The organism is Eleftheria terrae, assembly GCF_030419005.1.
Taxonomy (GTDB): domain Bacteria; phylum Pseudomonadota; class Gammaproteobacteria; order Burkholderiales; family Burkholderiaceae_C; genus Caldimonas; species Caldimonas terrae.
In genome coordinates, this window is record NZ_CP106951.1 from 4540166 (window position 1) to 4563687 (window position 23522).

The 23522-nt window shown below is 69.0% G+C and carries 20 protein-coding genes; 5 read left to right on the plus strand and 15 right to left on the minus strand.

What is annotated here, in order from left to right; translation table 11 throughout:
• Position 1: 1 nt before the first annotated feature.
• From N7L95_RS20300 to N7L95_RS20310, 3 genes are all read left to right on the plus strand, one after another.
• The gene (locus tag N7L95_RS20300; RefSeq protein ID WP_301257061.1) at positions 2-193 is read left to right on the plus strand and encodes a hypothetical protein; all 192 of its coding nucleotides are present in this window, start codon (positions 2-4) and stop codon (positions 191-193) included.
• Positions 194-210: 17 nt separating this feature from the next.
• Complete coding sequence (locus N7L95_RS20305) at positions 211-390, plus strand: hypothetical protein (RefSeq protein WP_301257062.1); 180 nt, start codon at positions 211-213, stop codon at positions 388-390.
• 125 nt (positions 391-515) lie between these two features.
• Entirely contained in the window at positions 516-1373 is an 858-nt protein-coding gene (locus N7L95_RS20310; RefSeq protein WP_301257063.1) for a PEP-CTERM sorting domain-containing protein, read from the plus strand.
• Positions 1374-1470: 97 nt separating this feature from the next.
• On the opposite strand, the gene ruvC is transcribed toward N7L95_RS20310, so the two are convergent.
• From ruvC to dusB, 6 genes are all read right to left on the minus strand, one after another.
• Positions 1471-2022 carry a crossover junction endodeoxyribonuclease RuvC gene (gene ruvC, locus N7L95_RS20315; protein WP_301257064.1) on the minus strand — a complete coding sequence of 184 codons (552 nt, stop codon included), beginning with the start codon at positions 2020-2022 and terminating at the stop codon, positions 1471-1473.
• Positions 2019-2996, minus strand: coding sequence for a phosphatidate cytidylyltransferase (locus tag N7L95_RS20320; protein WP_301260199.1), 978 nt, complete (start codon positions 2994-2996; stop codon positions 2019-2021). Before N7L95_RS20320 ends, ruvC begins: the two co-directional genes overlap by 4 nt.
• An 8-nt stretch (positions 2997-3004) precedes the next feature.
• A complete protein-coding gene (locus N7L95_RS20325; RefSeq protein ID WP_301257065.1) occupies positions 3005-3631 on the minus strand; it encodes a lysophospholipid acyltransferase family protein in 627 nt (208 codons plus the stop codon).
• 104 nt (positions 3632-3735) lie between these two features.
• Positions 3736-5310, minus strand: coding sequence for a bifunctional phosphoribosylaminoimidazolecarboxamide formyltransferase/IMP cyclohydrolase (gene purH / locus N7L95_RS20330; RefSeq protein WP_301260200.1), 1575 nt, complete (start codon positions 5308-5310; stop codon positions 3736-3738).
• Positions 5311-5369: 59 nt separating this feature from the next.
• Complete coding sequence (locus N7L95_RS20335; protein WP_265402632.1) at positions 5370-5606, minus strand: Fis family transcriptional regulator; 237 nt, start codon at positions 5604-5606, stop codon at positions 5370-5372.
• Complete coding sequence (dusB, locus tag N7L95_RS20340; RefSeq protein WP_301257066.1) at positions 5603-6652, minus strand: tRNA dihydrouridine synthase DusB; 1050 nt, start codon at positions 6650-6652, stop codon at positions 5603-5605. Before dusB ends, N7L95_RS20335 begins: the two co-directional genes overlap by 4 nt.
• Positions 6653-6827: 175 nt before the next feature.
• On the opposite strand from dusB, the gene N7L95_RS20345 reads away from it, so the two are divergent.
• Complete coding sequence (locus N7L95_RS20345; RefSeq protein WP_301257067.1) at positions 6828-7298, plus strand: YqaA family protein; 471 nt, start codon at positions 6828-6830, stop codon at positions 7296-7298.
• A 276-nt stretch (positions 7299-7574) separates the two neighbouring features.
• Here N7L95_RS20345 and ugpQ read toward each other — a convergent pair whose 3' ends face one another.
• The 9 genes from ugpQ to N7L95_RS20390 form a co-directional block, all read right to left on the minus strand.
• A complete protein-coding gene (gene ugpQ / locus N7L95_RS20350) occupies positions 7575-8363 on the minus strand; it encodes a glycerophosphodiester phosphodiesterase (protein WP_301257068.1) in 789 nt (262 codons plus the stop codon).
• Complete coding sequence (locus N7L95_RS20355; RefSeq protein ID WP_301257069.1) at positions 8360-9427, minus strand: sn-glycerol-3-phosphate import ATP-binding protein UgpC; 1068 nt, start codon at positions 9425-9427, stop codon at positions 8360-8362. Before N7L95_RS20355 ends, ugpQ begins: the two co-directional genes overlap by 4 nt.
• A 44-nt stretch (positions 9428-9471) precedes the next feature.
• A complete protein-coding gene (gene ugpE / locus N7L95_RS20360) occupies positions 9472-10326 on the minus strand; it encodes a sn-glycerol-3-phosphate ABC transporter permease UgpE (RefSeq protein ID WP_301257070.1) in 855 nt (284 codons plus the stop codon).
• Between the two features lie 21 nt (positions 10327-10347).
• Positions 10348-11229 carry a sn-glycerol-3-phosphate ABC transporter permease UgpA gene (ugpA, locus tag N7L95_RS20365; protein ID WP_301257071.1) on the minus strand — a complete coding sequence of 294 codons (882 nt, stop codon included), beginning with the start codon at positions 11227-11229 and terminating at the stop codon, positions 10348-10350.
• 149 nt (positions 11230-11378) lie between these two features.
• The gene (ugpB, locus tag N7L95_RS20370; RefSeq protein WP_301257072.1) at positions 11379-12692 is read right to left on the minus strand and encodes a sn-glycerol-3-phosphate ABC transporter substrate-binding protein UgpB; all 1314 of its coding nucleotides are present in this window, start codon (positions 12690-12692) and stop codon (positions 11379-11381) included.
• Positions 12693-13047: 355 nt separating this feature from the next.
• Positions 13048-13899, minus strand: coding sequence for an NAD(+) synthase (nadE, locus tag N7L95_RS20375; protein ID WP_301257073.1), 852 nt, complete (start codon positions 13897-13899; stop codon positions 13048-13050).
• A gap of 37 nt (positions 13900-13936) precedes the next feature.
• Entirely contained in the window at positions 13937-14443 is a 507-nt protein-coding gene (locus N7L95_RS20380; protein ID WP_301257074.1) for a CinA family protein, read from the minus strand.
• A gap of 100 nt (positions 14444-14543) precedes the next feature.
• Positions 14544-15881 (minus strand): amidohydrolase, encoded by a 1338-nt coding sequence (locus N7L95_RS20385; protein WP_301257075.1) that lies wholly within the window; start codon positions 15879-15881, stop codon positions 14544-14546.
• 88 nt (positions 15882-15969) lie between these two features.
• A complete protein-coding gene (locus N7L95_RS20390) occupies positions 15970-19188 on the minus strand; it encodes an alpha-1,6-glucosidase domain-containing protein (protein WP_301257076.1) in 3219 nt (1072 codons plus the stop codon).
• A 389-nt stretch (positions 19189-19577) separates the two neighbouring features.
• Here N7L95_RS20390 and N7L95_RS20395 point away from each other — a divergent pair, with 389 nt between their 5' ends.
• The gene (locus N7L95_RS20395) at positions 19578-23477 is read left to right on the plus strand and encodes a DUF3683 domain-containing protein (protein WP_435870033.1); all 3900 of its coding nucleotides are present in this window, start codon (positions 19578-19580) and stop codon (positions 23475-23477) included.
• Positions 23478-23522 lie beyond the last annotated feature (45 nt).

Consider the following 23522-nt stretch of genomic DNA (forward strand, 5'->3'; position numbering starts at 1 on the left):
CATGTTCGCGGTCGTTCGCGTGCTGGTGGCCTTGCTGCTGGTGGGCGCGGTCGGCTGCTTCGGGCTCTACCTCGTCACGCGGCGGCCGCATTACTTCCGCATCGGGCTCGCCATCGTCAAGTGGACGGTGATCGCGGGGTTGGTGTTCTTTGGGGTGCTGGCGGCCGAGATGCTGCTGGACGGGCGGTTCTAGCCCGGCGTCCGACGGACATGTACTGGCCTGCCTACGTCTTGCTGGGACTGGGTGGCGGCGGCTTGCTGGTGTGGTGCCTGGTCCTGCTCGTGAAATCCGGGCGCGGGTGGTTCGCCGTCGGGCTCGTGGCGCTGCTGGCCCTGCCTGCCGTGCTTTCCCTGCTCATGATGGCAGCCATGGTCGGCGGCCTTGGCTGAGCAACCTCGGCTGAGAAGCACAGGGCCGGCGCCAGGGGAGCCATGGCCCGCCCTGCACATGTGGCTTGCCATGCCACCCCGAGTTGGTTAGCGTTCGCACTCCTTCTCTTCAACAAGGAGTGTCCATGCCCTTGCGTATGCCTGCCAGCCTGCGGCTGGTGACCCTGGCCGCCGCGGCCGCGCTGTCGATGGGGGCCGCCCAGGCCCATGTGGTGAGTGCCGAACTCAGCAACCTGCGCTTCGAGGTGGTCGACCTGGATCCGGGTGATGGCCGGGTGCCCTCGCTGGACCTGAACCATCGGCTGAGCGCGCATGCCTGGTCGATGCACACGAGGGTCGACGACCCCCTGCAGGTGGGAACCAGCACCGGCGACATCGACGAAACCTCCGCCCTGCCAAGCGCCGCCGACGAGCACGGTGCACCAGGTGTCTGGCACCGCAGCCGGGCCGAGATGGGGGCCACCGCCGGCTCCCTGCTGGCCGAGCTGGACGACACCCGGCCGGGCATGAACCTGAGCGTGAGTGCCGAGCTGGCGTCGCGCAACTACGGGCAGAGCTTCATTGCCATCCAGGCCGGCAGCAGCCTGACGATCTCGGCCGAGTCGCTGCTGGGCGTGAACACCGTGGCCGACTGCAGCACCGGCGTGTTCTGCGCCGCAGCACAGGGCACCACGGCGCTGTCGCTGGCCCTGTTCCGCGCGCCGTCGCTGAACGAGGCGCTGCAGACCGTCTCCGACCTGCACAACCTGCGCGTGGAGAGCACGCCGGCCGATGCGCCCGGCTCGCTGCTGCAGCAGCAATCGAGCGACAGCCTGTCGGTGACCTTCGAGAACCGCAGCGGCGCGACGGTGTATGCGCTGGTGGACTTCCAGGCCTCGGCCTACGGGTTTGCGGCGGCGGTGCCGGAGCCGTCGACGTATGCCTTGATGCTGGCGGGGCTGGGTGGGGTGCTGCTCGCAAGACGGCGGCGCGCAGCCGCGTGAGCCGCAGAGCCCGCCGGTATGTGGCGGCGCCCTCAAGCGTCCCAGCTGGAGGGCGCCGGGGGCCGGGCCGGTCAGGCCGGCCTTCCACTGAGCGGACTCAGTAGGTCCGCCCCCCCTTGAACTGCGCGTGCGTGCGCCGCGCCATCGTCCCGCCATTGCGCGTGATCGCGTCGAACGAGCGGCTCGCATGCGCATGGCAGATGGCGATGCCGAGCGCGTCGGCCGCGTCCTTGCCTGGCGCGGCCGGCAGCTTCAGCAGCCGGGCCACCATCTCCTGGATCTGCTCCTTGCGGGCCAGGCCGTGGCCAGTGATCGCCTTCTTCATCTGCAGCGCGGTGTATTCGCTCACCGGCAGCGAGCAGCTCACCAGCCCGGCCAGCGCCGCGCCACGCGCCTGGCCCAGCAGCAGGGTGGACTGCGGGTTGACGTTGACGAAGACGATCTCCACCGAGGCCGCGGTGGGCTGGTAGCGGCGCACCACTTCCTGCACGCCGTCGAAGATGATCTTCAGCCGCCCCGGCAGGTCGCCCAAAGCGGCGTCGCGGGTCTTGATGGTGCCGCTGGCCACGTAGTGCAGCTGCGCCCCTTCCACATCCACCAGGCCGAAGCCGGTGCATTGCAGGCCGGGGTCGATGCCAAGCACCCTCATATGTTGAAGTACCAGCGCACCGAGTGGAAGAACACCGGCGCCGCGAAGCAGATCGCCGCCACCCGGTCGAGCAGGCCCACCGCGCCGGTCACCAGCCGGCCTTCGTTGCCCCAGTAGTGCACGCCCGCGTCCTTCTTCAATGCCTTCATGACGAAATGCCCCAGCGTGCCGGCGGCACAGGCGATCAGCGACATGCCCAGCGCCTGCCCCGGCTTGAAGGGCGTGATCCAGTACAACAGCGTGCCGATCAGCCCGCCCGCGATCACCCCGGCCCAGGCCGAACCCCAGGAAAACGACGCGCTGATGCGCGGCGCCACCGGCTTGAGCGAGCGATAGTTTCGCGCGACATAGCCCTGCACCACCATGCAGGATTGCACGACAAACACCAGGAAGAACACCAGGAAGGCGCCCCGGTCCTCATAGCGCGGGAAGTCCAGCCGCAGCAGCGCCGGCGCATGGCTCAGCCCGTAGATGCAGACCATGATGCCCCACTGGATGTTGGCATTGCGCTCCAGGAAGCGCTCCGGGTCGTTGGCCACGGCGCTGATCACCGGGATGGCGAAGAACACATAGACCGGGATGAAGACCGAGAACAGGTCGAAGTAGCGCGCCCCCACCAGGTAGTACTGCACGGGCAGCACGACGAAGAAGGCCACGATCAGGCTGCGGTGGTCGCCACGGCGGGTGTGCGAAAGCGTGATGATCTCGCGCAGCGCCAGGAAGGACAGCGTGCCGAACAGCAGCACCGAGACGAAGGTGCCGGCGATCCAGGCCATCCAGAACACGGTCACCATGATCCAGGAGGTGCGCAGCTGGCGCTTGAAGCGCTCGGCCGCCTCCTGCTGGGACTCGTCGGCGGCCTTGATGCTCAGCGCGATGCCGAGCACCGTGGCCAGGCCCAGGATGCCGAAGACGATGACGAACAACCAGCCGATCTGCTCGCCGGCGCTCAGGTTGCGCAGGTATTTCAGCATGTCGCTCATCACGCGCTCCGGCCCAGCTTGCGCAGCGAGGTCACGGCCTCGCGGGCGCGGTCGAGGAAGGCCCGCTTGTCCTCGTCGGGCAGCAGCTGCATCGGCGCACCGAAGGTGACCGAGCAGAGGATGGGCACCGGCACCACTTCGCCCTTGGGCATGACACGCTGCACGTTGTCGATCCAGGCGGGAATCAGCTGCACCTCGGGGAACTGCCGCGCCAGGTGGTAGAGGCCGGACTTGAAGGCCTGCGGGTCGCCCAGGTTGCTGCGCGTGCCCTCGGGAAAGATCACCAGCGAGTCGCCGTTGCGCAGCGCCTCGACCAGCGGCTCCAGCGGGTCCTGGTCATCGGTGCGCTGGCGGTTGACATAGACGGCGTTGAAGACCTCCCGCGTCAGCCAGTGCTTGAAGGGCGTGGAGGTCCAGTAGTCCTTGGCCGCGATGGGCCGGGTGTGGGACCGCAGCTCGCGAGGCAGGGCACACCAGATCAGCACCCAGTCGAGGTGGCTCTGGTGGTTGGCGAAATAGATCCGCTGCTCGGCCTTCGGCACGCATCCGTACCAGTGGCCTTGCGCGCCGGTGACCAGGCGCGCGATGAAGGACAGCAGCAGTCCCGTGGTGTTGGACAGGCTCATGCAGGCATGGTAGCGGCCAGGGCCGCACAAAAATGAAGGGGGCCGGCCGATCCCCCGGGGGTGGGGGCCGCCGCCCCCCGGGCCGCAGGCTCAGTTGCCGCGGATCAATGGCGGAAGTGGCGCGTGCCGGTCAGCACCATGGCGATGCCGCGCTCATTGGCTGCCGCGATGACTTCGTCGTCACGCATGCTGCCGCCCGGCTGGATCACGCAGGTCGCGCCGGCGTCGCAGACCACGTCCAGCCCGTCGCGGAACGGGAAGAAGGCATCGCTCGCCACTGCCGAGCCGGCCAGCGACAGGCCGGCGTTGTCGGCCTTGATGGAGGCGATGCGGGCCGAGTCGATGCGGCTCATCTGCCCCGCGCCCACGCCGAGCGTCATGCCGCCAGCGCAGAAGACGATGGCGTTGCTCTTGACGAACTTGGCCACCTTCCAGGCGAACAGCAGGTCCTGCATCTGCTCGTGGGTGGGCTGCTTGGTCGTGACCACGCGCAGCTCGCCAGCGCTGACGTTCTTGGCATCGGCCGACTGCAGCAGCACGCCGCCGCCCACGCGCTTGAGGTCGAAGGGATTCGGTTCACGCGCCATCGGCACCTGCAGCAGGCGCACGTTCTGCTTGGCCTTGAAGATCTCCAGCGCCTCGGGGCTGTAGCCGGGGGCGATCAGCACCTCGACGAACTGCTTGGCCACCTGCTCGGCGGCGGCCTTGTCCAGCGTCTGGTTGAAGGCGATGATGCCGCCGAAGGCCGAGGTCGAATCGGTCTTGAAGGCCTTGGCATAGGCTTCGGCCGCGTTGCCGGCCACCGCCACGCCGCAGGGGTTGGCGTGCTTGATGATCACGCAGGCCGGCGCGTCGAAGGTCTTCACGCATTCCCAGGCGGCGTCGGCATCGGCGATGTTGTTGTACGACAGCTCCTTGCCCTGCAGCTGGCGCCAGTGGGCCAGGCTGCCGGCCACCGGTGCGGCGTCGCGATAGAAGGCCGCGCCCTGGTGCGGGTTCTCGCCGTAGCGCATGTCCTGCGTCTTGTGCAGCTGCAGGTTGAACACCGCCGGCCAGTCGGCGCGCTTGGGGACCTCGGCCGTGGCACTCTCGGCGCCGTCTTCCAGCGCGGTGAGGTAGTTGGTGATCATGCCGTCGTAGGCGGCGGTGTGCGCGAACACTTTCTTGGCCAGCATGAACTTGGTGGCCCGCTCGATCTTGCCGGCCTTCAGCTCGCCCAGCACCCGCTCGTAGTCCACCGGGTCGATCACCACCGCCACGTCCTGCCAGTTCTTGGCCGCGGCGCGCAGCATCGCGGGGCCGCCGATGTCGATGTTCTCGATGGCGTCTTCCAGCGTGCAGTCAGGCCGGGCGGTGGCCTGCTTGAAGGGATAGAGGTTGACGATCAGCAGGTCGATGGTGCCGATGCCGTGGCTCTTGAGCGCCGCCATGTGCTCGGGCAGGTCGCGCCGTGCCAGCAGGCCGCCATGAATGCGGGGGTGCAGCGTCTTCACCCGGCCGTCGAGCATCTCGGGGAAGCCGGTGACTTCGGCCACTTCGGTCACGGGCAGGCCCTTCTCGGCCAGCAGCTTGGCCGTGCCCCCGGTGGACAGCAGCTTCACGCCTTGGGCGTGCAGGGCTTGGGCGAATTCGACGATGCCGGTCTTGTCGGATACGGAGAGCAGGGCTTGCATGATCAGGGGCCTGGGTAGGGAGGAGAAAAAGCGGGCGGGGACCGCTGCAGGAGGAAAGGAGGCGGCTACTTGAGCAGCTTGTGCTCGACGAGCTTGCGCCGCAGCGTGTTGCGGTTGATGCCCAGCCATTCGGCGGCGCGCGACTGGTTGCCGTCGGCCTGCTGCATCACCACTTCCAGCAGCGGTTTCTCGACGATGGTGAGGATCATGTCGTACATCGAATGCGGCTCTTCGCCGCGCAGGTCCTTGAAGTAGGACTCCAAGCTGCTGCGGATGCACTCTTCTATGTTTTTCTTGCTCATGCGGCTTCCCGGGTCTGGGGCTCGGCTTCGTCGGCCAGCGGGGCGCCCGCGGTGGGCAGGCGCTCCTGGGACGCAGCCAGTCGATTGAAGAAGTCAGACACTGCCAGCAGCTGTTGCTCGCAGGTCTGCAGCGTGTTCATGTGGGCGCGAAACTCTTCACCGCCCGGCAATGCGCGCACATACCAGCCGATGTGCTTGCGGGCGGTGCGCACGCCGGTGAACTCGCCGTACAGGTCGTAGTGGTCGTGCAGGTGCTCGGTGAGCCAGGCCTGCACGTCGCGCACGCGCGGCGGCGGCAGTACCTCGCCGGTGGCGAGGAAGTGGGCGATCTCGCGGAAGATCCACGGCCGGCCCTGGGCGGCCCGGCCGATCATCAGCGCATCGGCCCCGGTGGCCTGCAGCACCGCGCGCGCCTTGGCGGGGCTGGTGATGTCGCCGTTGGCGACCACCGGGATCGACAAGGCGGCCTTCACCGCGGCGATGGTGTCGTACTCGGCCTCGCCCTTGTAGCCTTGCTCGCGGGTGCGGCCATGCACGGTCAGCATCGCGATGCCGGCGGATTCGGCCGCGCGGGCGATGGCCAGCGCGTTCTTGTGCTGCTGGCACCAGCCCGTGCGCATCTTGAGGGTGACCGGCACGCCATGCGGTGCGCAGGCGGTGACGACCGCCTCGACGATGCGCAGCGCGAGGGTCTCGTCCTGCATCAGCGCCGAGCCGGCCCACTTGTTGCACACCTTCTTGGCCGGGCAGCCCATGTTGATGTCGATGATCTGCGCGCCGCGGGCGATGTTGTAGGCGGCGGCCTCGGCCATCATGATGGGCTCGGTGCCGGCAATCTGCACCGCGATGGGGGCCACCTCGCCGTCGTGGTTGGCACGCCGGGAGGTCTTCAGGCTGTCCCACAAGTCCTTGCGCGACGTCACCATCTCGCTGACCGCGTAGCCGGCGCCCAGGCGCTTGCACAGCCGGCGGAACGGCCGGTCCGTGACGCCTGCCATGGGCGCGACAAAAAGCGTGTTCGCCAACTCGAACGGGCCGATGCGCATGCGGGAAAAGGGTGTGGGAGTGCTGAAAAAGGAGGCAGAGTATAGCGGTTGGCGGGACCGCGCCGGCAACGAAGCCCTGCTCCCAGCGCAGCGCGCCTGGACACGGGCCGGCCGGCGGATGCGTCGGTGGCTGGCCGACGGCGGCGCCGGGGTCGACTCCCGATAATCGCGCCCCATGGAAGAGTGGCTGAACCCATTGCTCGCGATGCTGGCGCTGCCGGAATACGGTCTGAGCACCTTGTTCCTGGTGGCGCTGGTGTCGGCGACCCTGCTGCCGCTGGGCTCGGAGCCGGCCCTGTTCGGGCTGATCCAGCTCAGCCCGCACCTGCTGTGGCCGGCGATCGCGGTGGCCACCGCCGGCAACACGCTGGGCGGCGTCATCACCTACTGGATGGGCTACGGCGCCGAGAAGGCCTACGAGCACCTCACCCACAAGCACCCGAAGGCGCGGCTGCTGAACTGGCTGGGCAGGCTGGGGCCGAAGTCACTGCTGTTGTCATGGCTGCCGATCGTCGGCGACCCGCTGTGCGGGGTGGCGGGATGGCTGGAGATGCCGTTCTGGCGCTGCCTGTTCTACATGGCCATCGGCAAGCTGCTGCGCTACCTGGGGATGACGTTCGCCTTGCTGTGGTTCTTTCCGGCGTGAGGGCGCCGCGGCACTGCGGCCGGCAGGAAGCGCTGCATCGGTCCTTGCGGTCGGTTCTGGGGTGAAGGGCAGGAAGGGCAGGTGCCGCTGCGGGCGGGCCGGGGTCAGCGGCGGGCTCGGTGGTCGGCACGCAAGCGTGGTGAGGACTGCGGCTGAGGCTTCATCCGATCTGCGTCGGTGTGTCGCGTCTTCTTCCCGGGGCTGCCCGAGAACCACGCCGTCCCCGCAGCAACCCTGGGCTGCCGGCGTCTTCGATGCGCTTCCCGTCCGCTTCTCTCAGCCTGAAATGCCGCCTGCTGGCGAGAACCGGTCCACCGCGTCGGTGATCAGCCCGTCGATCCCGGCGGCCAGCAGCCGCTCGGCCTCGCCCGGGTCGTTCACCGTGTAGCTCAGCACCCGCATGCCTTCGGCATGGATCTGGGCGATGGCCGCGGCGTCGAGCATCGCGCAGTGGGCCACCACCGCGGCGCAACGCAGTGTCGCTGCCTCGGCCAGCCAGCCTTCGCGCCAGTGGTCGAGCAAGAGGCCGCGGGGCAGCGTGGGCTCGGTGTCAAGGGCCGCCTGCAAGGCGTCGGGCTGGAAGGAGGTCAGCAAGGGCAGGCTGGCCGGCGCTGGCCGGTGCTGCTCGCGCCACAGCGCGGCGCAGCGCTGCGCCACGGCCGCGCCGGTGGCCCGCTCGGTGCCGGGTGTTGGCTTGATCTCGACGTTCAGGTGGAAGCCGTTGCGCAGCACATAGCGTGCAATGGCGTCCAGGGTCGGCAACGGCTCCCCCGCGAATTGCCGGCTGTGCCAGCCGCCGGCATCCAGCCGGCTCAGCGCCGGCCAGGGCTGCTCGCCGGCGATGCCGCGGCCGTCGGTGGTGCGCTCCAGGGTGCTGTCGTGCAGCAGAAACAGCTGGCCGTCGGCACTGAGCTTCACATCGCATTCGAACATGCGCCAGCCAAAGGACGCCCCGTGCCGGAAGGCAGCCAGGGTGTTCTCGGGTGCCAGCCGGCCGGCGCCCCGATGGGCCAGCCAGAAGGGGTAGGGCCAGTCGATGGCCATTGGCGCAACGGTGTCGTTCATGCGTCCAGCCGCTGGTGGGTGGTGGGATGGAACCAGTGCAGCTTGCCGGCGTGTGGCCGCACATGCAGGCGGTCGCCGACCTGCGGGCGCAGCTGGGCGTCGTCGGTGCGCACCACCAGCGAGGTGCTGCCCAGCTTCACGTACAGCAGCCGCTCGGCGCCCAGGACTTCCACCATCTCGACGGTCACTGGCCAGCCGCTGTCGCCCACCGCCAGGTGCTCGGGCCGCACGCCCAGGGTGGCACCGGCCAGCGGCAGCTCGGTGCCGGCGGGCAGGGCCAGGCGCTCGCCGCCGGCCATGAAGAACAGGCCCTCGGGATGTCCCTCGATCAAATTCATCGGCGGCGAGCCGATGAAGCTGGCCACGAAGGTGGTGGCCGGGCTGGCATACACCGCCTCGGGGGTGCCGATCTGCTCGATGCGGCCGGCGTTCATCACGATCATGCGCTGCGCAAGCGTCATCGCCTCGACCTGGTCGTGGGTCACGAACAGCGAGGTGATGCCCAGCTCGCGGTGCAGCTTCTGGATTTCCAGCCGGGTCTGCACCCGCAGCTTGGCGTCCAGGTTCGACAGGGGTTCGTCGAACAGGAAGACCTGCGGCTGGCGCACGATGGCCCGCCCCATCGCCACCCGCTGGCGCTGCCCGCCGGAGAGCTCGCGCGGCTTGCGCTGCAGCAGCGCGCCCAGCTCCAGGATGGCCGCCGCCTTCTCCACCCGCTGGCGGATGGCGTCGCGCGGCAGGCCCTGGATCTTGAGCCCGTAGGCCATGTTGTCGTAGACGCTCATGTGCGGGTAGAGCGCATAGTTCTGGAACACCATGGCGATGTCGCGCTCGGAGGGCTCCAGCTGGTTGACCACCCGGGGGCCGATCGCGATCTCGCCTTCGCTCACTTCCTCCAGGCCGGCCACCATGCGCAGCAGCGTGGACTTGCCGCAACCCGACGGGCCGACGATCACGATGAACTCGCCGTCGGCGATCTCGGCACTGACGCCGTGGATCACCTGCGCCGCCCGCGGGCCCGAGCCGTAGCGCTTGACGACCTTGCGTATCGAGAGGGATGCCATCCTGGATGAGTACCTTCCTGGTGCGCCGGCCGGGCCGGCTGCGTCTATTTTTCGGAATCCACCAAGCCCTTGACGAACCACTTCTGCATCAGCAGCACCACCAGCGCCGGCGGCAGCATGGCCAGCAGGGCGGTGGCCATCACCACGTTCCATTCGGTGTAGGCCTCGCCGGCCACCAGGCGCTTGATGCCCATCACCACCGGGGTCATGTCCTCGGTGGTGGTGACCAGCAGCGGCCACAGGTACTGGTTCCAGCCGTAGATGAACTGGATCACGAACAGCGCGGCGATGGAGGTGCGCGACAGCGGCAGCAGCACGTCCTTGAAGAAGCGCATCGGCCCGGCACCGTCGATGCGGGCGGCTTCCACCAGCTCGTCCGGCACGGTCAGGAAGAACTGCCGGAACAGGAAGGTCGCGGTGGCCGACGCGATCAGCGGCACCGTCAGGCCCGCGTAGCTGTTGAGCAGGTGCAGCTGGCTCACCACCTCGTAGGTGGGGCCGATGCGCACCTCCACCGGCAGCATCAGCGTGACGAAGATCATCCAGAAGCACAGCTGCCGCAGCGGAAAGCGGAAGTACACCACCGCGAAGGCAGAGAGCAGCGAGATCGTGATCTTGCCCACCGCGATGATCATCGCGCTGACGAAGCTGACCCACATCATGCGGCCCACCGGCGCCTTCATGCCGCCGTACTCGCCCATGCCGCCGAACAGTGCCCGGGCATAGGTGTCGAGGAAATGCGTGCCCGGCAGCAGCGACAGCGGCCGGCTCTGGGCGATCTGCTCGGCGCTGTGGGTGGAGGCGACGAAGGTCACCCACACCGGAAAGGCGACGATCAGCACCCCCAGCACCAGGACCAGGTGCGACAGCGCCGTCAGGACCGGCCGGCGTTCAACCATGGCAGCGTGTCTCCCTCATCGTCAGTACTGCACCCTGCGCTCGACATAGCGGAACTGCAGCACCGTGAGCACGACGACGATCAGCATCAGGATGACCGACTGTGCCGCCGAGCCGCCCATGTCCATCGCCTTGAAGCCGTCGTGGTAGAGCTTGTAGACCAGGATGGCGGTGTCCTTGCCGGGCCCGCCCTGGGTGGCTGCATCGACGATGGCGAAGGTGTCGAAGAAGGCATACACCACATTGATCACCAGCAGGAAAAAAGTGGTGGGCGACAGCAGCGGGAACACGATGGTCCAGAAGCGCCGCCAGGGCCGTGCGCCGTCGATGGCGGCCGCCTCGATCAGCGAGCGCGGGATGGACTGCAGCCCGGCCAGGAAGAACAGGAAGTTGTAGGAGATCTGCTTCCACACCGCAGCGATGACGATCAGCGCCATCGCGTCGCCGGCATCGAGCAGGTGGTTCCACTGGATGCCCAGCTGCCCCAGGGCATGGCTGACCACGCCGATGGAGGGCGCGAACAGGAACATCCACAGCACCCCGGCCACCGCCGGCGCCACCGCATAGGGCCAGATCAGCAAGGTCTTGTACACCGCGGCGCCGCGCACCACCCGGTCGGCCAGCACCGCCAGCAGCAGTGCGAAGGCGAGGCCGCAGACCGCCACCAGCAGCGAGAACAGCGCGGTCGTCTTGAAGGACTGCAGGTAGCCCTCGTCGGCGAACAGCCGCTCGAAATTGGCCGCGCCGACGTATTCCACCGACAGGCCGAAGGCGTCCTGCGACAGCACGCTCTGGTAGAGCGCCTGGGCCGCCGGCCAGAAGAAGAACACCAGCACGACCGCCATCTGCGGCGCGATCAGCGCCCAGGGCAGCCACCTGGATCGGAACCGGACACGTTTTTCCATCGGTCTTGCGGTGAGGCGGGGTCGTGTGGGTCCTTATATCGTCATCCCCGGCGGCCCGGCGCGCTTGGCCTTGCCTGCCAAAGGGAAGCGGGCGAGGCAGCGGGCAGTCCGGCCGGCTCGCCCGAGCGAGGCGGCCGGTGCCCACGCCTTCAACGCCGGTTCGCCTGCTCGAAGCGCTGCAGCTGTTCGTTGCCGCGCTTGACGGCGCTGTCCAGCGCTTCCTTGGCCGACTTGCGGCCGGCCCACAGCTGCTCGGTTTCCTCGTCAAGGATGGTGCGGATCTGCGCGAAGTTGCCGAGCCGGATGCCGCGCGACTTGTCGGTGGTCTTGCGGATCATCTGGGCCACCGCCACGTCGGTGCCCGGGTTCTGCGCATAGAAGCCGGCCTTCTCGGTCAGCTGGAAGGCCGCCGTCGTGACCGGCAGGTAGCCGGTGCGCTGGTGGCTGGCGGCCGCGACCTCGGGCCGCGACAGGAAGGCAAAGAAGCGCGCCACGCCCTGGTATTCCTGCGGCTTCTTGCCGGCCATCACCCACAGGCTGGCGCCGCCGATCACGGTGTTCTGGGGCGCGCCGGGTACGTCCGGATAGTAGGGCAGGGTGCCGATGCCCGCCGAGAACTTGGCATTGCGCTTGATGTTGCCGTAGAGGCCCGAGGAGCCGGTCATCATCGCGCACTCGCCGGAGACAAAGGTGGCGTCGGCCGCATTGCCGCGCCCCTTGTAGACGAACAGGCCCTGCTTGGCCATGTTGGCCAGGTTCTCGAAATGCCGCACGTGCAGCGGAGAGTTGAAGCTCAGCCGGGCCGCGGTGCCGCCAAAGCCGTTGCGCAGCGTGGCGAACTCGGTGTTGTGCCAGGTCGAGAAGCTTTCCAGCTGGGTCCAGCTGATCCAGCTGGTCGTGAAGGGGCACTTGTGGCCGGCCGCCTTCAGCTTGGCCGCGGCCAGCGCCACCTCGGGCCAGCTGCGGGGTGGCTGGGCGGGGTCCAGGCCGGCGGCCTTGAAGGCGTCCTTGTTGTAGTGGAAGACGGTGGTCGAGCTGTTGAACGGGAAGCTGAGCAGGCGGCCGTCGGCCGCCGCGTAGTAGCCGGCCACCGCAGGCACGTAGGCGGTGACATCGAAGGGCTGGCCGGCTTCCTTCATCACGTCGGCCACCGGCTTGATGGCGCCCTTGGCAGACATCATCGTCGCGGTGCCCACCTCGAAGACCTGCAGCACATGCGGCGCATTGCCGGCCCGGAAGGCGGCCACGGCCGCGGTCATCGCCTCGTCGTAGCTGCCCTTGAAGGTGGGCACGATGCGGTAGTCGCGCTGGCTTTCGTTGAACTGCCGGGCCAGGTCGTTCACCCATTCGCCGAGCGCTCCGCCCATCGAGTGCCACCACTGGATCTCGGTCTGCGCAACGGCGGGGGCCGAGGTCAGGGCCCCGGCCAGGGCGGTCGCCCACAGGGCGGCTTTGCATCTCATCGGTACGGCTCCAGCACAACGCGGGGCCGCTGAGGCCCCCTGGTCGATGAATGAACCGCACAGGGTAGGGGCGGTTCATGACAGCGCCGTTTATTGACGGATCGCTGCCGGCTGGCAAGCGGGTTAGCCCCAGTGGCGATCCGGTGCCGGCGGCGCGGAAGCACCGCCCCTTCCCCGGGGATGCCGGCCTTGGCGCCGGCTTGCCGGCATTCGAGCCCCCTGGCGCAGCGGTGGCCGGCGACCCGGGTCGCGACGCCCTGCACCGCCTGCCTGCCGGTGATGTGCGGCAGGCGCACTGTCCAGCAGCTGGCCGGCGATGCCGCTGGCCCGGGTGGCACCCCGGGGACGCCCCGGCTTAGGGAGTGGCCGGCAGCGCGCGCTTGTGCGCGCTCGCATCGTAGGTGCGCAGGATGATCAGCTCGGCCTCGTGCGAGACCGGCTTGCCTTCGAGGAAGTCATCGATCTGCTCGTAGGTGACGCCGAAGGCGGCCTCGTCCGGCTTCAGCGGCGAGAGCGACTCCAGGTCGGCGGTCGGCACCTTGTAGACCAGCTCGTCGGGCGCGCCCATCGCCTGCCCCAGGGCGCGCACACGGCGCTTGTTGAGGCCGGTCAGCGGGGTCAGGTCAGCGGCACCGTCGCCGTGCTTGGTGAAGAAGCCCATCAAGGCTTCGGCGGCTTGGTCGGTGCCGATCACGAGGCCGCCCCGCGCGCCGGCCACCGCGTACTGCGCGATCATGCGCTGGCGTGCCTTGACGTTGCCGACCACGAAGTCCTCGTGCGCCGCGTCGCGGTAGGTCACGCCGGCCTCGCGTAGCGCCTGCGCCATGCCGTCGACCGCCGCCTTGATGTTGACGGTCAGCGTCTCGTCGGGCCCGATCACTTTCAGCGCACGCTGGGCGTCGGCTTCGTCGCGCTGCTCGCCATAGGGCAGCCGCATGGCGATGAAGCGGGCCTCGTGGCCCTCGCTGCGCAAGCGCTCGACGGCGCGTTGCGCGAGCAGTGCCGCGACCGTCGAATCCACACCGCCGCTGATGCCCAGCACCAGCGCGCGGGCGCGCGCCTGGCGGGTGTAGTCGGCCAGGAAGGCGACCCGCCGCTCGATCTCCTGTGCCGGATCGAAGGTCGGGGCGACTTCCAGCGCTCGGGCGATCTCGGCCTGGCGCACGTGGGGTGCGGGGGCTTGCGGGGGGCTGGCCTCTGAAGACATGGGTTCTCCCTGGAGTGAGGTGGGCAAGGGCCGCCGCTCAGCCGGCCCGGCCGGCGGCTTGGCCGTGATGGAAGGGCAGCCGCTGCAGTGCGTATTCGGCACTGCGCTGGCGAACCTCGTTGCGGCTGCCGTCGAACCTGCGAGTTTCCGAGAAAACGCGCAGCTTGTCCGGCACATTCTCGTCGCGGAACGCCCAGGCGAAGCACTGGGTGCCGGCCGGTATGTCGTCGTCCACCGCGTCGGCCACGCCGGTGTTGGCAATCGCCACGTTGGCCGGGCTCTGGCGCAGCGCGCCGCAGGCCATCTCGCGGGCCACTTCCTCGCTGGTGAGGTTGTGGTGCTCGATGGTCTCTGGCCGCACGCCCAGGCAACGCTGCTTGGCTTCGGGCGAATACACAACGTAGGCGCTCTCGAGCAGGGCGCCGGCGCCGGGCACGTCAGCCAGGGTGGCGGCGATCAGGCCGGCGGTGCAGGACTCGGCGGTCACCAGCCGGAGTTCCTGCGCTTTCATGAAGCCGACGACGTCATCGAGCGGATGGGGCATGAGGTCCTCCTGGAGCGGGTTCGTGCTATCGCCGAGCTTCGCCGCGACGCGGCGGCCGCGCCATCGGCCAAACACCGACACGGGGCGATGCCGGCCCGCCTCACCTCTGCCGCTGCAGGAAGTCCAGCGCCAGCACCGACAGCAGGCGCACGCCGGTCGGCAGGGCCTCTTCGTTGAAGTCGAAGGCCGGCGAATGGTTGGCCGGCGCGCTCGCCGCTTCCTTGCCGGCCGGCGTGGCGCCCAGCACGAAGAAGAAGCCCGGCACCACCTTCTGGAACTCGGAGAAGTCCTCCGACCCGCTGATCTTGGGCACCGTCGTCAACCGGCCTCGCGCAGCCAGGGTCAAGGCCGGCAGCATCGCGTCGACGAGGGCCGGCGGGTTGCTCGTCACGCTGTAGGCGGTGGGGCTGAAGCTCACGCTGGCCCGCGCGCCGCTGGCGGCGGCGATGGACTCGGCGGTCGTCGTGATGCGCTGCTTGGCATCTGCCCGCATCCCTTCGTCGAAGGTGCGCAGCGTGCCCAGCATCTCCACCGAGTCGGGGATGATGTTGTTGCGGTTGCCGCCGTGGATGGACGCGATGGTCAGCACCGCCGGCTCCTGGGTGATGTTGAGCTGGCGGCTGACCACCGCCTGCAGGCCGGTGACGATCTGGGCCGCGGCGAGCACCGGGTCCACCCCGGTCCACGGCGCCGAGCCGTGGGTGCCGCGGCCGTTGACCACGATACGCAGGCCGTCGGAGCCCGCCATCAGCGGGCCGCTGCGGTAGCCCACCGTGTGCAGCGGCAGGTTGGCCGTGAGGTGCAGGCCGAAGATGGCCTGCACGTCCTTCAGCGCGCCTTGCTCCACCATGGCCTTGGCGCCCCAGCTGCGCCCGGGCGCGCTGTCCGCGCCGTCGGGCTGGCCTTCCTCGGCAGGCTGGAAGATGAAGCGCACGGTGCCGGGCAGGCGGGCTTTCAGGCCAGCCAGCACCTCGGCCACGCCCATCAGGATGGCGGTGTGGCCGTCGTGCCCGCAGGCGTGCATCACCGGCGTCGCCTGGCCCTGGTGCATGCCGGTGGCGCGGGAGGCAAAAGGCAGGCCGGTGGCTTCCTGCAGCGGCAGGGCGTCCATGTCGGCCCGCAGGGCCACCGTCTTGCCGGGCAGCTCGCCCCGCAGCGTGCCCACCACGCCGGTGCCGCCGATGCCGGTCTGCACCTCCAGGCCGAGCCGGCGCAGGTGGGCCGCCACCAGCCGGGCGGTGCGCTGCTCCTGGCCCGACAGCTCGGGATGGGCATGGATGTCGCGACGCCACTCGACCAGGTGCGGCGTGGCGGCAGCGATGCGCTCGTCCAGCAGTTGCAGCACGGCCGGCTCCAGCGAGGGGGCTGGCTCGGCCCGCGGTGCGCCGGCCGCAGCGAGCAACAGGCACAAGGCCAGGGGGCGGATGGCAACGAACATCGTCTGGACTCCTTCTTTCCGTGGCGGGCCAGGCGATGCTATGCGAGCCGCCCCCGGTGCGGCTCAGGGTGTGCCCCAGGGGCCCGTCTCAGCGCTTCACCACGTACACCAGCGCGGTGCGCGGCGGCACCGTGAAGGCGCCGGTGGCCGCGTCGTAGGCGGCCTGCTCGGCGGGCCGGCGGTCGGCGCCGTCGAGGTGCACCGGGTGCAGCCCATAGGCCTTGCCCTTCTCGGGCGCGATCGTCAGCGTATGCGTGGCCTTGTCGACGTTGATGAGGTACAGCACGTCGTCGAAGCCCGCGCCGTCCAGGCCGCGGCCGTCGAGGTGGCCGGCGATGACGGTCGGCTGCTGCGCCGGGCCGGTGTTGTGGAAGCGCAGGCGGGCTTGCACCTCGGCGGCGCTGCGCAGGCGGAACAGTGCGCTGCTGGCGCGGATGCGCAGCAGGTCGCGGAACATGTCGCGGGCCTGCTCGATCTGGGGCCGCCCGGCCCGCAGCCGGGCCAGGTGGGCCGGTGCGAGCGTCTCGCGGGCCAGCGCCTCGTCGCCGCTGGGCGGCAGGCCGGTGCCGAAGTGGTTGGTGGCGTAGCTCCAGTCCAGGCGGTTGAACCAGTCGCCCGAGTTGTAGCTGTTGCTGTCCATCGACTTCGAGCGCAGCACGTCGCTGCCGGCATGGAAGTAGGCGATGCCCTGGCTGAAGCTGTTGAGCGCCGCCGCCAGCGCCTGGGCCCGCACGCGGTCCTCCAGGCTGGTGGATTTCGGCAGCTTGGCGGCCAGTCCGTCCCAGAAGGTGCGGTTGTCGTGGTTCTCGTAGTAGTTCACCACCTCGTCCGGGGCGCTGGCGTAGCCGGCCGGCACGTCGCCGTAGCGCAATTGGTCGCCCCGCTTCACGCTGCCGTCGCGGGCCTGGAAGCTGTAGCTGCGCAGGGAACCGGCCAGGCCGAGGCGGATGAGGTCGGCATGGTCCATCAGCTCCTCCACGGTGTGGCCGCTGGCCGACTCGTTCGGGTCGTAGAAGAGGCCGGTGACCCAGCCCTGCCGCTTGAAGGCCGTACCGTCGTCACAGCAGCCGCCGCCGCGAATGCGGTCGCGCGCCCGGTCGCTGAAGGTGCCGATGCCGCTGCCGTTGAGCGACAGCTGGGAGGCCTGCACGAAGCGGGCGCCATCCGCCACCTCGCCGAAGTTCCAGCCTTCACCGATCAGGTGGATGTCGCGGCCGGTGGCCGCCCGCACCTCCGCCTTCAGCTTCTCCATCACCGCCCGCGGCTGGTGGCCCATCAGGTCGAAGCGGAACGAGTCGATGCGGTACTGGGTGGCCCAGGTACGCACCGAATCGATCATCAGCTTGGCCATCATGGTGTTCTCGGTCGCGGTGTTGCCGCAGCCGCCGCAGGTCGAGTCGGCCACCGCGCCCTGGGCGCCCAGGCGGTGGTAATAGCCGGGCACGATGCGGTCGAGCACCGAGCGTGCGTTCTGGCCAGCGGCGAAGGTGTGGTTGTAGACCACGTCCATGCCCACCCGCAGGCCGGCCGCATGCAGTGCCTGCACCATCTGGCGGAACTCCAGGACGCGCCGGGCCCCGTCGGCTGCATCGGTGGCGTAGCTGCCCTCCGGCGCGGTGTAGTGGAAGGGGTCGTAGCCCCAGTTGTAGCAGTCGCTGTCCTTCACGGCCTTGAGGGCGTCGCGCGGGGCGGCGGAGTCGCTCGTGTCGGCCGAGAGCGCCGGCGTGGTGCAGCCGCTTTCCGGCACGCTGGCCAGGTCGTACACCGGCAGCAGGTGCACATCGGTCAGGCCGGCGCGGGCCAGGCCGGTGAGGTGCTTCATGCCGTTGGAGCCGGCTTCGGTGAAGGCCAGGTACTTGCCGCGGTGGGCCGGGCTCACGCTGTCGTCGCTGATCGAGAAGTCGCGCACATGCAGCTCGTAGATCGACATGTCGACCTGCGCCGCCAGGCGGGGAGCGGCATGCTCATCCCAGCCGGCCGGCTTGAGGGCTGCCGCGTTCAGGTCGGCGATGTAGGCGCGCCTGGAATCGGTGGTCAGGCTCACCGCATAGGGGTCGGTGACGCGGTTGCGCACCACGCCGACGCCGTTGACGAACACCTCCACCAGGTAGGTGTAGTAACGGCCACCCAGGTCGCCGGCGGCGGACAGGCTCCAGACGCCGGTTGCCGCATCGCGCTGCATCGGCATCACCTGGCGGGCTGCGGCGCTGCCGTCGTCGTACACGCAGGCCAGCACCCGCTGCGCGGTCGGCGCCCACAGCTTCAGGGTGGTGGCGGGGGTGCCGGGCGTGGCGCCCAGGTCGTGCACCTCGGCCGCGCTGGCGAACTGGTCGTCCAGTGCACCGGCGATCTGCGTGCTGGTGGCATCCAGGGCGCGGCCTCCGGCATCCTCGCGCACCAGCACGAGCTGGTGGGACCGCAGGCCCGCCAGGCGCGCGAGATCGGCTTCGCCCACGCTCAGGATCGGGCCGGCTGCCACGTACTTGAAGCGCTCCGCCGCCGGGGCCGGCACGCTTGCACCGGCTTGCAGGGGCAGCGCTCCGTCAGCCCCCTGCACCGGCGCGCCGCGGTTGATCACAATTTGCCCGGTGGCCGAGTGGTAGAGCTTGTAGGTGCCCTCCGCGGCCTGGCCCGGCCACTGCAGCAGCCGCCGGTTCAGCCAGACGGCGCTGGCCTGCCCGAGCTGCAGCTTGCCGATGTCGGACTCGGCCGGGTAGACGGTGGCATCTTCCTGCAGCACCCAGACATGGCCCACGCGGCCCTCGATCTTCAGGTTGGCGAAGCGCACCACCGTGTCGCTGGCGCGCCCGTCCTTGTCGTCGACACCCGGATTGCCGGCGCCCGGCAAGCCATGGATGATGAAGCTCAGGGCCTGGCGTTGCGCGTCGGCCGTGGGGTTGAGCACGGGGATGTCGAACACCGCCTCGTCGCCGTCGACGGTGTAGCCGGGCATCTTGCTGAGCGGCACCGGCTGGCCCCATTGGTTGAGCTCGGTGTCTTGCAGCGGCAGGCGGCTGCGGTCGATGCCGTTGCCGTCCCACAGGTGCAGTCCCCAGCGCTGGTACTGGCCATCACGCCGCTTGTAGTGCACCCGCACGGTCTCGATGTCCGGCGTGCCGACGACGGCGGGCACCGAGCCCGGCACCGCGTGCAGGACAGTCTCGGTGCTGCTGGCATTGCAGAAGGCCAGCTCGGCAGGCGTTTCGGCGGGGGGCGGCGTGCCGGGCCCGGGCTCCTGCGGGTCCGAGCCCGAGCCGCCGCCACAGGCGGCCAGCAGCAAGGCGGCGGTGAGCGACAGCAGCGGCATGGGGGCACGCCTCGGTGAGGCGGACGGAGGGGTCGGCATCTAAGTGTCTTCCTTGTTCGTGGGTGCGGACTGGCGGCCGCCCGGCGCGGCACCGGCGTCGGCTCCCGGGGCAAGGGCGGCAAGCCGGTGTGCAGGCATGCTAAGGAAGCCGAACTACAGCCATCATTCAGGTTTTCCCGAGTCCTTCTCAAGTGGTTACCTATGTAGTTGCTGTAGTGACAGCTAACTAAGTAGCCAAATTACGAAGTGGTTCGGCAACTGCAGAAGCTCTGAAGCATTTGGTCAAAGCACTTTTGCAGAAGCCCCGGTGCGGGGGGCAGCTGCTGCACTGCGGTACGATTGCTGTTTAAGTGCCGTTACAACCGCGCCCCCACGCGCCCGGAGCCCCCTTGAACGCCCCGCTCCCCCTCAAGGACATCGCCGCCGACCTGGATGCGGCCCACGCATCGCCGCGGCTGCGCGAGATCCCCTATAACTACACCTCGTTCTCCGACCGCGAGATCGTCATCCGCATCCTCGGCCCGCGGGCCTGGGAGTTGCTCAGCCGGCTGCGCGAGGAGCGCCAGACCGGGCGTTCCGCCCGCATGCTCTACGAGGTGCTGGGCGACATCTGGGTGGTGCAGCGCAACCCCTACCTGCAAGACGACCTGCTCGACAATCCGAGGCGCCGGCAGCTGCTGATCGACGCGCTGCACCACCGCCTGAAGGAGGTCGAGCGCCGCCGCACGCCGGGGGCCGACTCCGGGCGCGACGCGCTGGTGGGCGAGCTGCTGCTGGTGGCCCGCGAGGCGGTGGGCAGCTTCGCCCGCCAGTTCGAGACGGTGGCCGAGCTGCGCCGCCGCGCCATCAAGGTGCTGGGCCGGCATACCGCACGCGACAACATCAAGTTCGATGGCCTGAGCCGCGTCTCGCATGTGACGGACGCGACCGACTGGCGGGTGGAGTACCCCTTCGTCGTGCTCACGCCCGACACCGAGGCCGAGACGGCCCTGCTGGTGAAGGGCTGCATCGAGCTGGGCCTGACCATCATTCCGCGCGGCGGCGGCACCGGCTACACCGGTGGCGCGGTCCCGCTGACCTGGCAATCGGCCGTCATCAACACCGAGAAGCTGGAAGCGATGACCGAGGTCGAGCTGGTGGCGCTGCCGGGCGTGGACCGCCCCGTGGCGACCATCCACACGGAGGCCGGCGTGGTGACGCAGCGGGTGGCCGATGCGGCCGAGCGCGGCGGCCATGTGTTCGCGGTCGACCCGACCTCGGCCGAGGCCTCCTGCATCGGCGGCAACATCGCAATGAACGCTGGCGGCAAGAAGGCCGTGCTGTGGGGCACCGCGCTCGACAACCTGGCCTCCTGGCGCATGGTGACGCCCGAGGCCCAGTGGTTGGAGGTGGTGCGGCTGAACCACAACCTGGGCAAGATCCACGACGTCGAGGTGGCCAGCTTCGAGCTGCGCTACTTCGAGGCCGACGGCAAGACGCCGGTGCGCACGGAGCGGCTCGACATCCCCGGCCGCACCTTCCGCAAGGAGGGCCTGGGCAAGGACGTCACCGACAAGTTCCTGGCCGGCCTGCCTGGCATCCAGAAGGAGGGCTGCGACGGCCTGATCACCTCCGCCCGCTGGGTGGTGCACCGCATGCCGGCGCACACCCGCACGGTGTGCCTGGAGTTCTTCGGCAACGCCAAGGACGCGGTGCCCAGCATCGTCGAGATCAAGGACTTCATGTTCGCCGAGCAGAAGCGCGGCGGCGCCATCCTGGCCGGGCTGGAGCACCTGGACGACCGCTACCTGAAGGCGGTGGGCTATGCCACCAAGTCCAAGCGCAACGTCGGCGGCAATGGCCTGCCGAAGATGGTGCTGATCGGCGACATCGTCGGCGACGATCCGGACGTGGTGGCCCGCGCCGCCTCCGAGGTGGTGCGCCTGGCCAACGGCCGCTCGGGCGAGGGTTTCGTGGCGGTGTCGCCCGACGCGCGCAAGAAGTTCTGGCTCGACCGCAAGCGCACTGCGGCCATCTCGCGCCACACCAACGCCTTCAAGATCAACGAGGACGTGGTGATCCCGCTGCCCCGCATGGGCGAATACACCGAGGGCATCGAGCGCATCAACGTCGAGCTGTCGCTGCGCAACAAGCTCACGCTGGTCGAGCGGCTGGACGCCTTCTTCTGTGCCGGCAGCCTGCCGCTGGGCAAGACCGACGACGCCAACGACATCCCTAGCGCCGAGCTGCTGGAAGACCGGGTGCAGCAGGCGCTGGCGGTGATCCGCGAGGTCGGCGGGCTGTGGCAGCGCTGGCTGACCCAGCTCGACCGCGTGCAGCCCGACACTGGCCGCAGCTACTTCGCGCAGCTGCAGGACTACAGCCTGCGCGCCTCCTGGAAGACCCAGCTGCTGAAGCCGCTGCAGGGCATCTTCGCGGGTGCCGCCTTTGCGCCGGTGATCGAGGAATGCCGGCGCATCCACAAGGACGTGCTGCGCGGCCGCGTCTGGGTGGCGCTGCACATGCATGCCGGCGACGGCAACGTGCACACCAACATCCCGGTCAACAGCGACAACTACGAGATGCTGCAGACCGCCCATGAGGCAGTGGGCCGCATCATGAAGCTGGCGCGCAGCCTGGATGGCGTGATCTCGGGCGAGCACGGCATCGGCATCACCAAGCTGGAGTTCCTCACCGACGCGGAGATCCGCGACTTCACCGCCTACAAGCGCAAGGTCGATCCCGAGGGCCGCTTCAACAAGGGCAAGCTGATGCGCGAGCCCGGCCTGTTCGCCGACCTGACCAATGCCTACACGCCCAGCTTCGGGCTGATGGGGCATGAGTCGCTGATCATGCAGCAGTCGGACATCGGCGCCATCTCGCACTCCATCAAGGACTGCCTGCGCTGCGGCAAGTGCAAGCCGGTCTGCGCCACCCATGTGCCGCGTGCCAACCTGCTCTACAGCCCGCGCAACAAGATCCTGGCCACCTCGCTGCTGATCGAGGCCTTCCTCTATGAGGAGCAGACGCGCCGCGGCGTGTCCATCAAGCACTGGGAGGAGTTCGAGGACGTCGGCGACCACTGCACGGTGTGCCACAAGTGCGCCACGCCCTGCCCGGTGAAGATCGACTTCGGCGACGTGTCGATGAACATGCGCAACCTGCTGCGCAAGATGGGCAAGAAGAGCTTCCGCCCGGGCAACAAGATGGCGATGATGATGCTCAATGCCACCCGCCCCGAGACCATCAAGCTGCTGCGCACCGCGATGGTGGACGTCGGCTTCAAGGCCCAGCGCCTGGCCAACGACGTGCTGCGCGGGCTGGCCCGGCGGCAGACGGCCAAGCCGCCGGCGACCGTGGGCCCGGCACCGGTCAAGGAGCAGGTGATCCACTTCATCAACAAGAAGATGCCGGGCGGCCTGCCGAAGAAGACCGCCCGGGCGCTGCTGGACATCGAGGACAAGGACTACGTCCCCATCATCCGCAACCCGAAGTCGACCACCGCCGACAGCGAGGCGGTGTTCTATTTCCCCGGTTGCGGCTCGGAGCGGCTGTTCTCGCAGGTGGGGCTGGCCACCCAGGCCATGCTCTGGCATGCCGGTGTGCAGACGGTGCTGCCGCCGGGCTACCTGTGCTGCGGCTACCCGCAGCGCGGCTCGGGCCAGTTCGACAAGGCCGAGAAGATCATCACGGACAACCGCGTGCTGTTCCACCGCGTGGCCAACACCTTGAACTACCTGGACATCAAGACCGTGGTGGTCAGCTGTGGCACCTGCTACGACCAGCTGCAGGGCTATGAGTTCGAGAAGATCTTCCCCGGCTGCCGCATCATCGACATCCACGAGTTCCTGCTGGAGAAGGGCCTGAAGATCGAGTCCAAGGGCGCCTACCTCTACCACGACCCCTGCCACAGCCCGATGAAGCTGCAGGACCCGATGAAGACCGTCAAAGCCCTGGTCGGCGAGCAGGTGCAGAAGAACGAGCGCTGCTGCGGCGAGTCCGGCACGCTGGGCGTGACGCGGCCGGACATCTCCACCCAGATCCGCTTCCGCAAGGAAGAGGAGCTGCGCAAGGGCGAGGCCGCCCTGCGCGCCAGCGGCGCGGTGGGCGCCCGGGAGAACGTGAAGATCCTCACCTCCTGCCCGAGCTGCCTGCAAGGCCTCAGCCGGTATGGCAACGACCTGAACAACGGGCTGCTGGAAGCCGACTACATCGTGGTCGAGATGGCGCGCCAGATCCTGGGCCAGCAGTGGCTGCCCGAGTACGTGAAGCAGGCCAACGACGGCGGCATCGAGCGCGTGCTGGTCTGACCGGCCGAAGCGCCGCCCCTTGCGACGCCCCGCAGCCGCGGGGCG

Coding starts and splice junctions, on each gene's coding strand:
- N7L95_RS20300 (WP_301257061.1), top strand. CDS start 2: ATGTTCGCGGTCGTTCGCGTGCTGGTGGCCTTGCTGCTGGTGGGCGCG.
- N7L95_RS20305 (WP_301257062.1), top strand. CDS start 211: ATGTACTGGCCTGCCTACGTCTTGCTGGGACTGGGTGGCGGCGGCTTG.
- N7L95_RS20310 (WP_301257063.1), top strand. CDS start 516: ATGCCCTTGCGTATGCCTGCCAGCCTGCGGCTGGTGACCCTGGCCGCC.
- ruvC (WP_301257064.1), bottom strand. CDS start 2,022: ATGAGGGTGCTTGGCATCGACCCCGGCCTGCAATGCACCGGCTTCGGC.
- N7L95_RS20320 (WP_301260199.1), bottom strand. CDS start 2,996: ATGCTGAAATACCTGCGCAACCTGAGCGCCGGCGAGCAGATCGGCTGG.
- N7L95_RS20325 (WP_301257065.1), bottom strand. CDS start 3,631: ATGAGCCTGTCCAACACCACGGGACTGCTGCTGTCCTTCATCGCGCGC.
- N7L95_RS20335 (WP_265402632.1), bottom strand. CDS start 5,606: ATGAGCAAGAAAAACATAGAAGAGTGCATCCGCAGCAGCTTGGAGTCC.
- dusB (WP_301257066.1), bottom strand. CDS start 6,652: ATGCGCATCGGCCCGTTCGAGTTGGCGAACACGCTTTTTGTCGCGCCC.
- N7L95_RS20345 (WP_301257067.1), top strand. CDS start 6,828: ATGGAAGAGTGGCTGAACCCATTGCTCGCGATGCTGGCGCTGCCGGAA.
- ugpQ (WP_301257068.1), bottom strand. CDS start 8,363: ATGAACGACACCGTTGCGCCAATGGCCATCGACTGGCCCTACCCCTTC.
- N7L95_RS20355 (WP_301257069.1), bottom strand. CDS start 9,427: ATGGCATCCCTCTCGATACGCAAGGTCGTCAAGCGCTACGGCTCGGGC.
- ugpE (WP_301257070.1), bottom strand. CDS start 10,326: ATGGTTGAACGCCGGCCGGTCCTGACGGCGCTGTCGCACCTGGTCCTG.
- ugpA (WP_301257071.1), bottom strand. CDS start 11,229: ATGGAAAAACGTGTCCGGTTCCGATCCAGGTGGCTGCCCTGGGCGCTG.
- ugpB (WP_301257072.1), bottom strand. CDS start 12,692: ATGAGATGCAAAGCCGCCCTGTGGGCGACCGCCCTGGCCGGGGCCCTG.
- nadE (WP_301257073.1), bottom strand. CDS start 13,899: ATGTCTTCAGAGGCCAGCCCCCCGCAAGCCCCCGCACCCCACGTGCGC.
- N7L95_RS20380 (WP_301257074.1), bottom strand. CDS start 14,443: ATGCCCCATCCGCTCGATGACGTCGTCGGCTTCATGAAAGCGCAGGAA.
- N7L95_RS20385 (WP_301257075.1), bottom strand. CDS start 15,881: ATGTTCGTTGCCATCCGCCCCCTGGCCTTGTGCCTGTTGCTCGCTGCG.
- N7L95_RS20390 (WP_301257076.1), bottom strand. CDS start 19,188: ATGCCGCTGCTGTCGCTCACCGCCGCCTTGCTGCTGGCCGCCTGTGGC.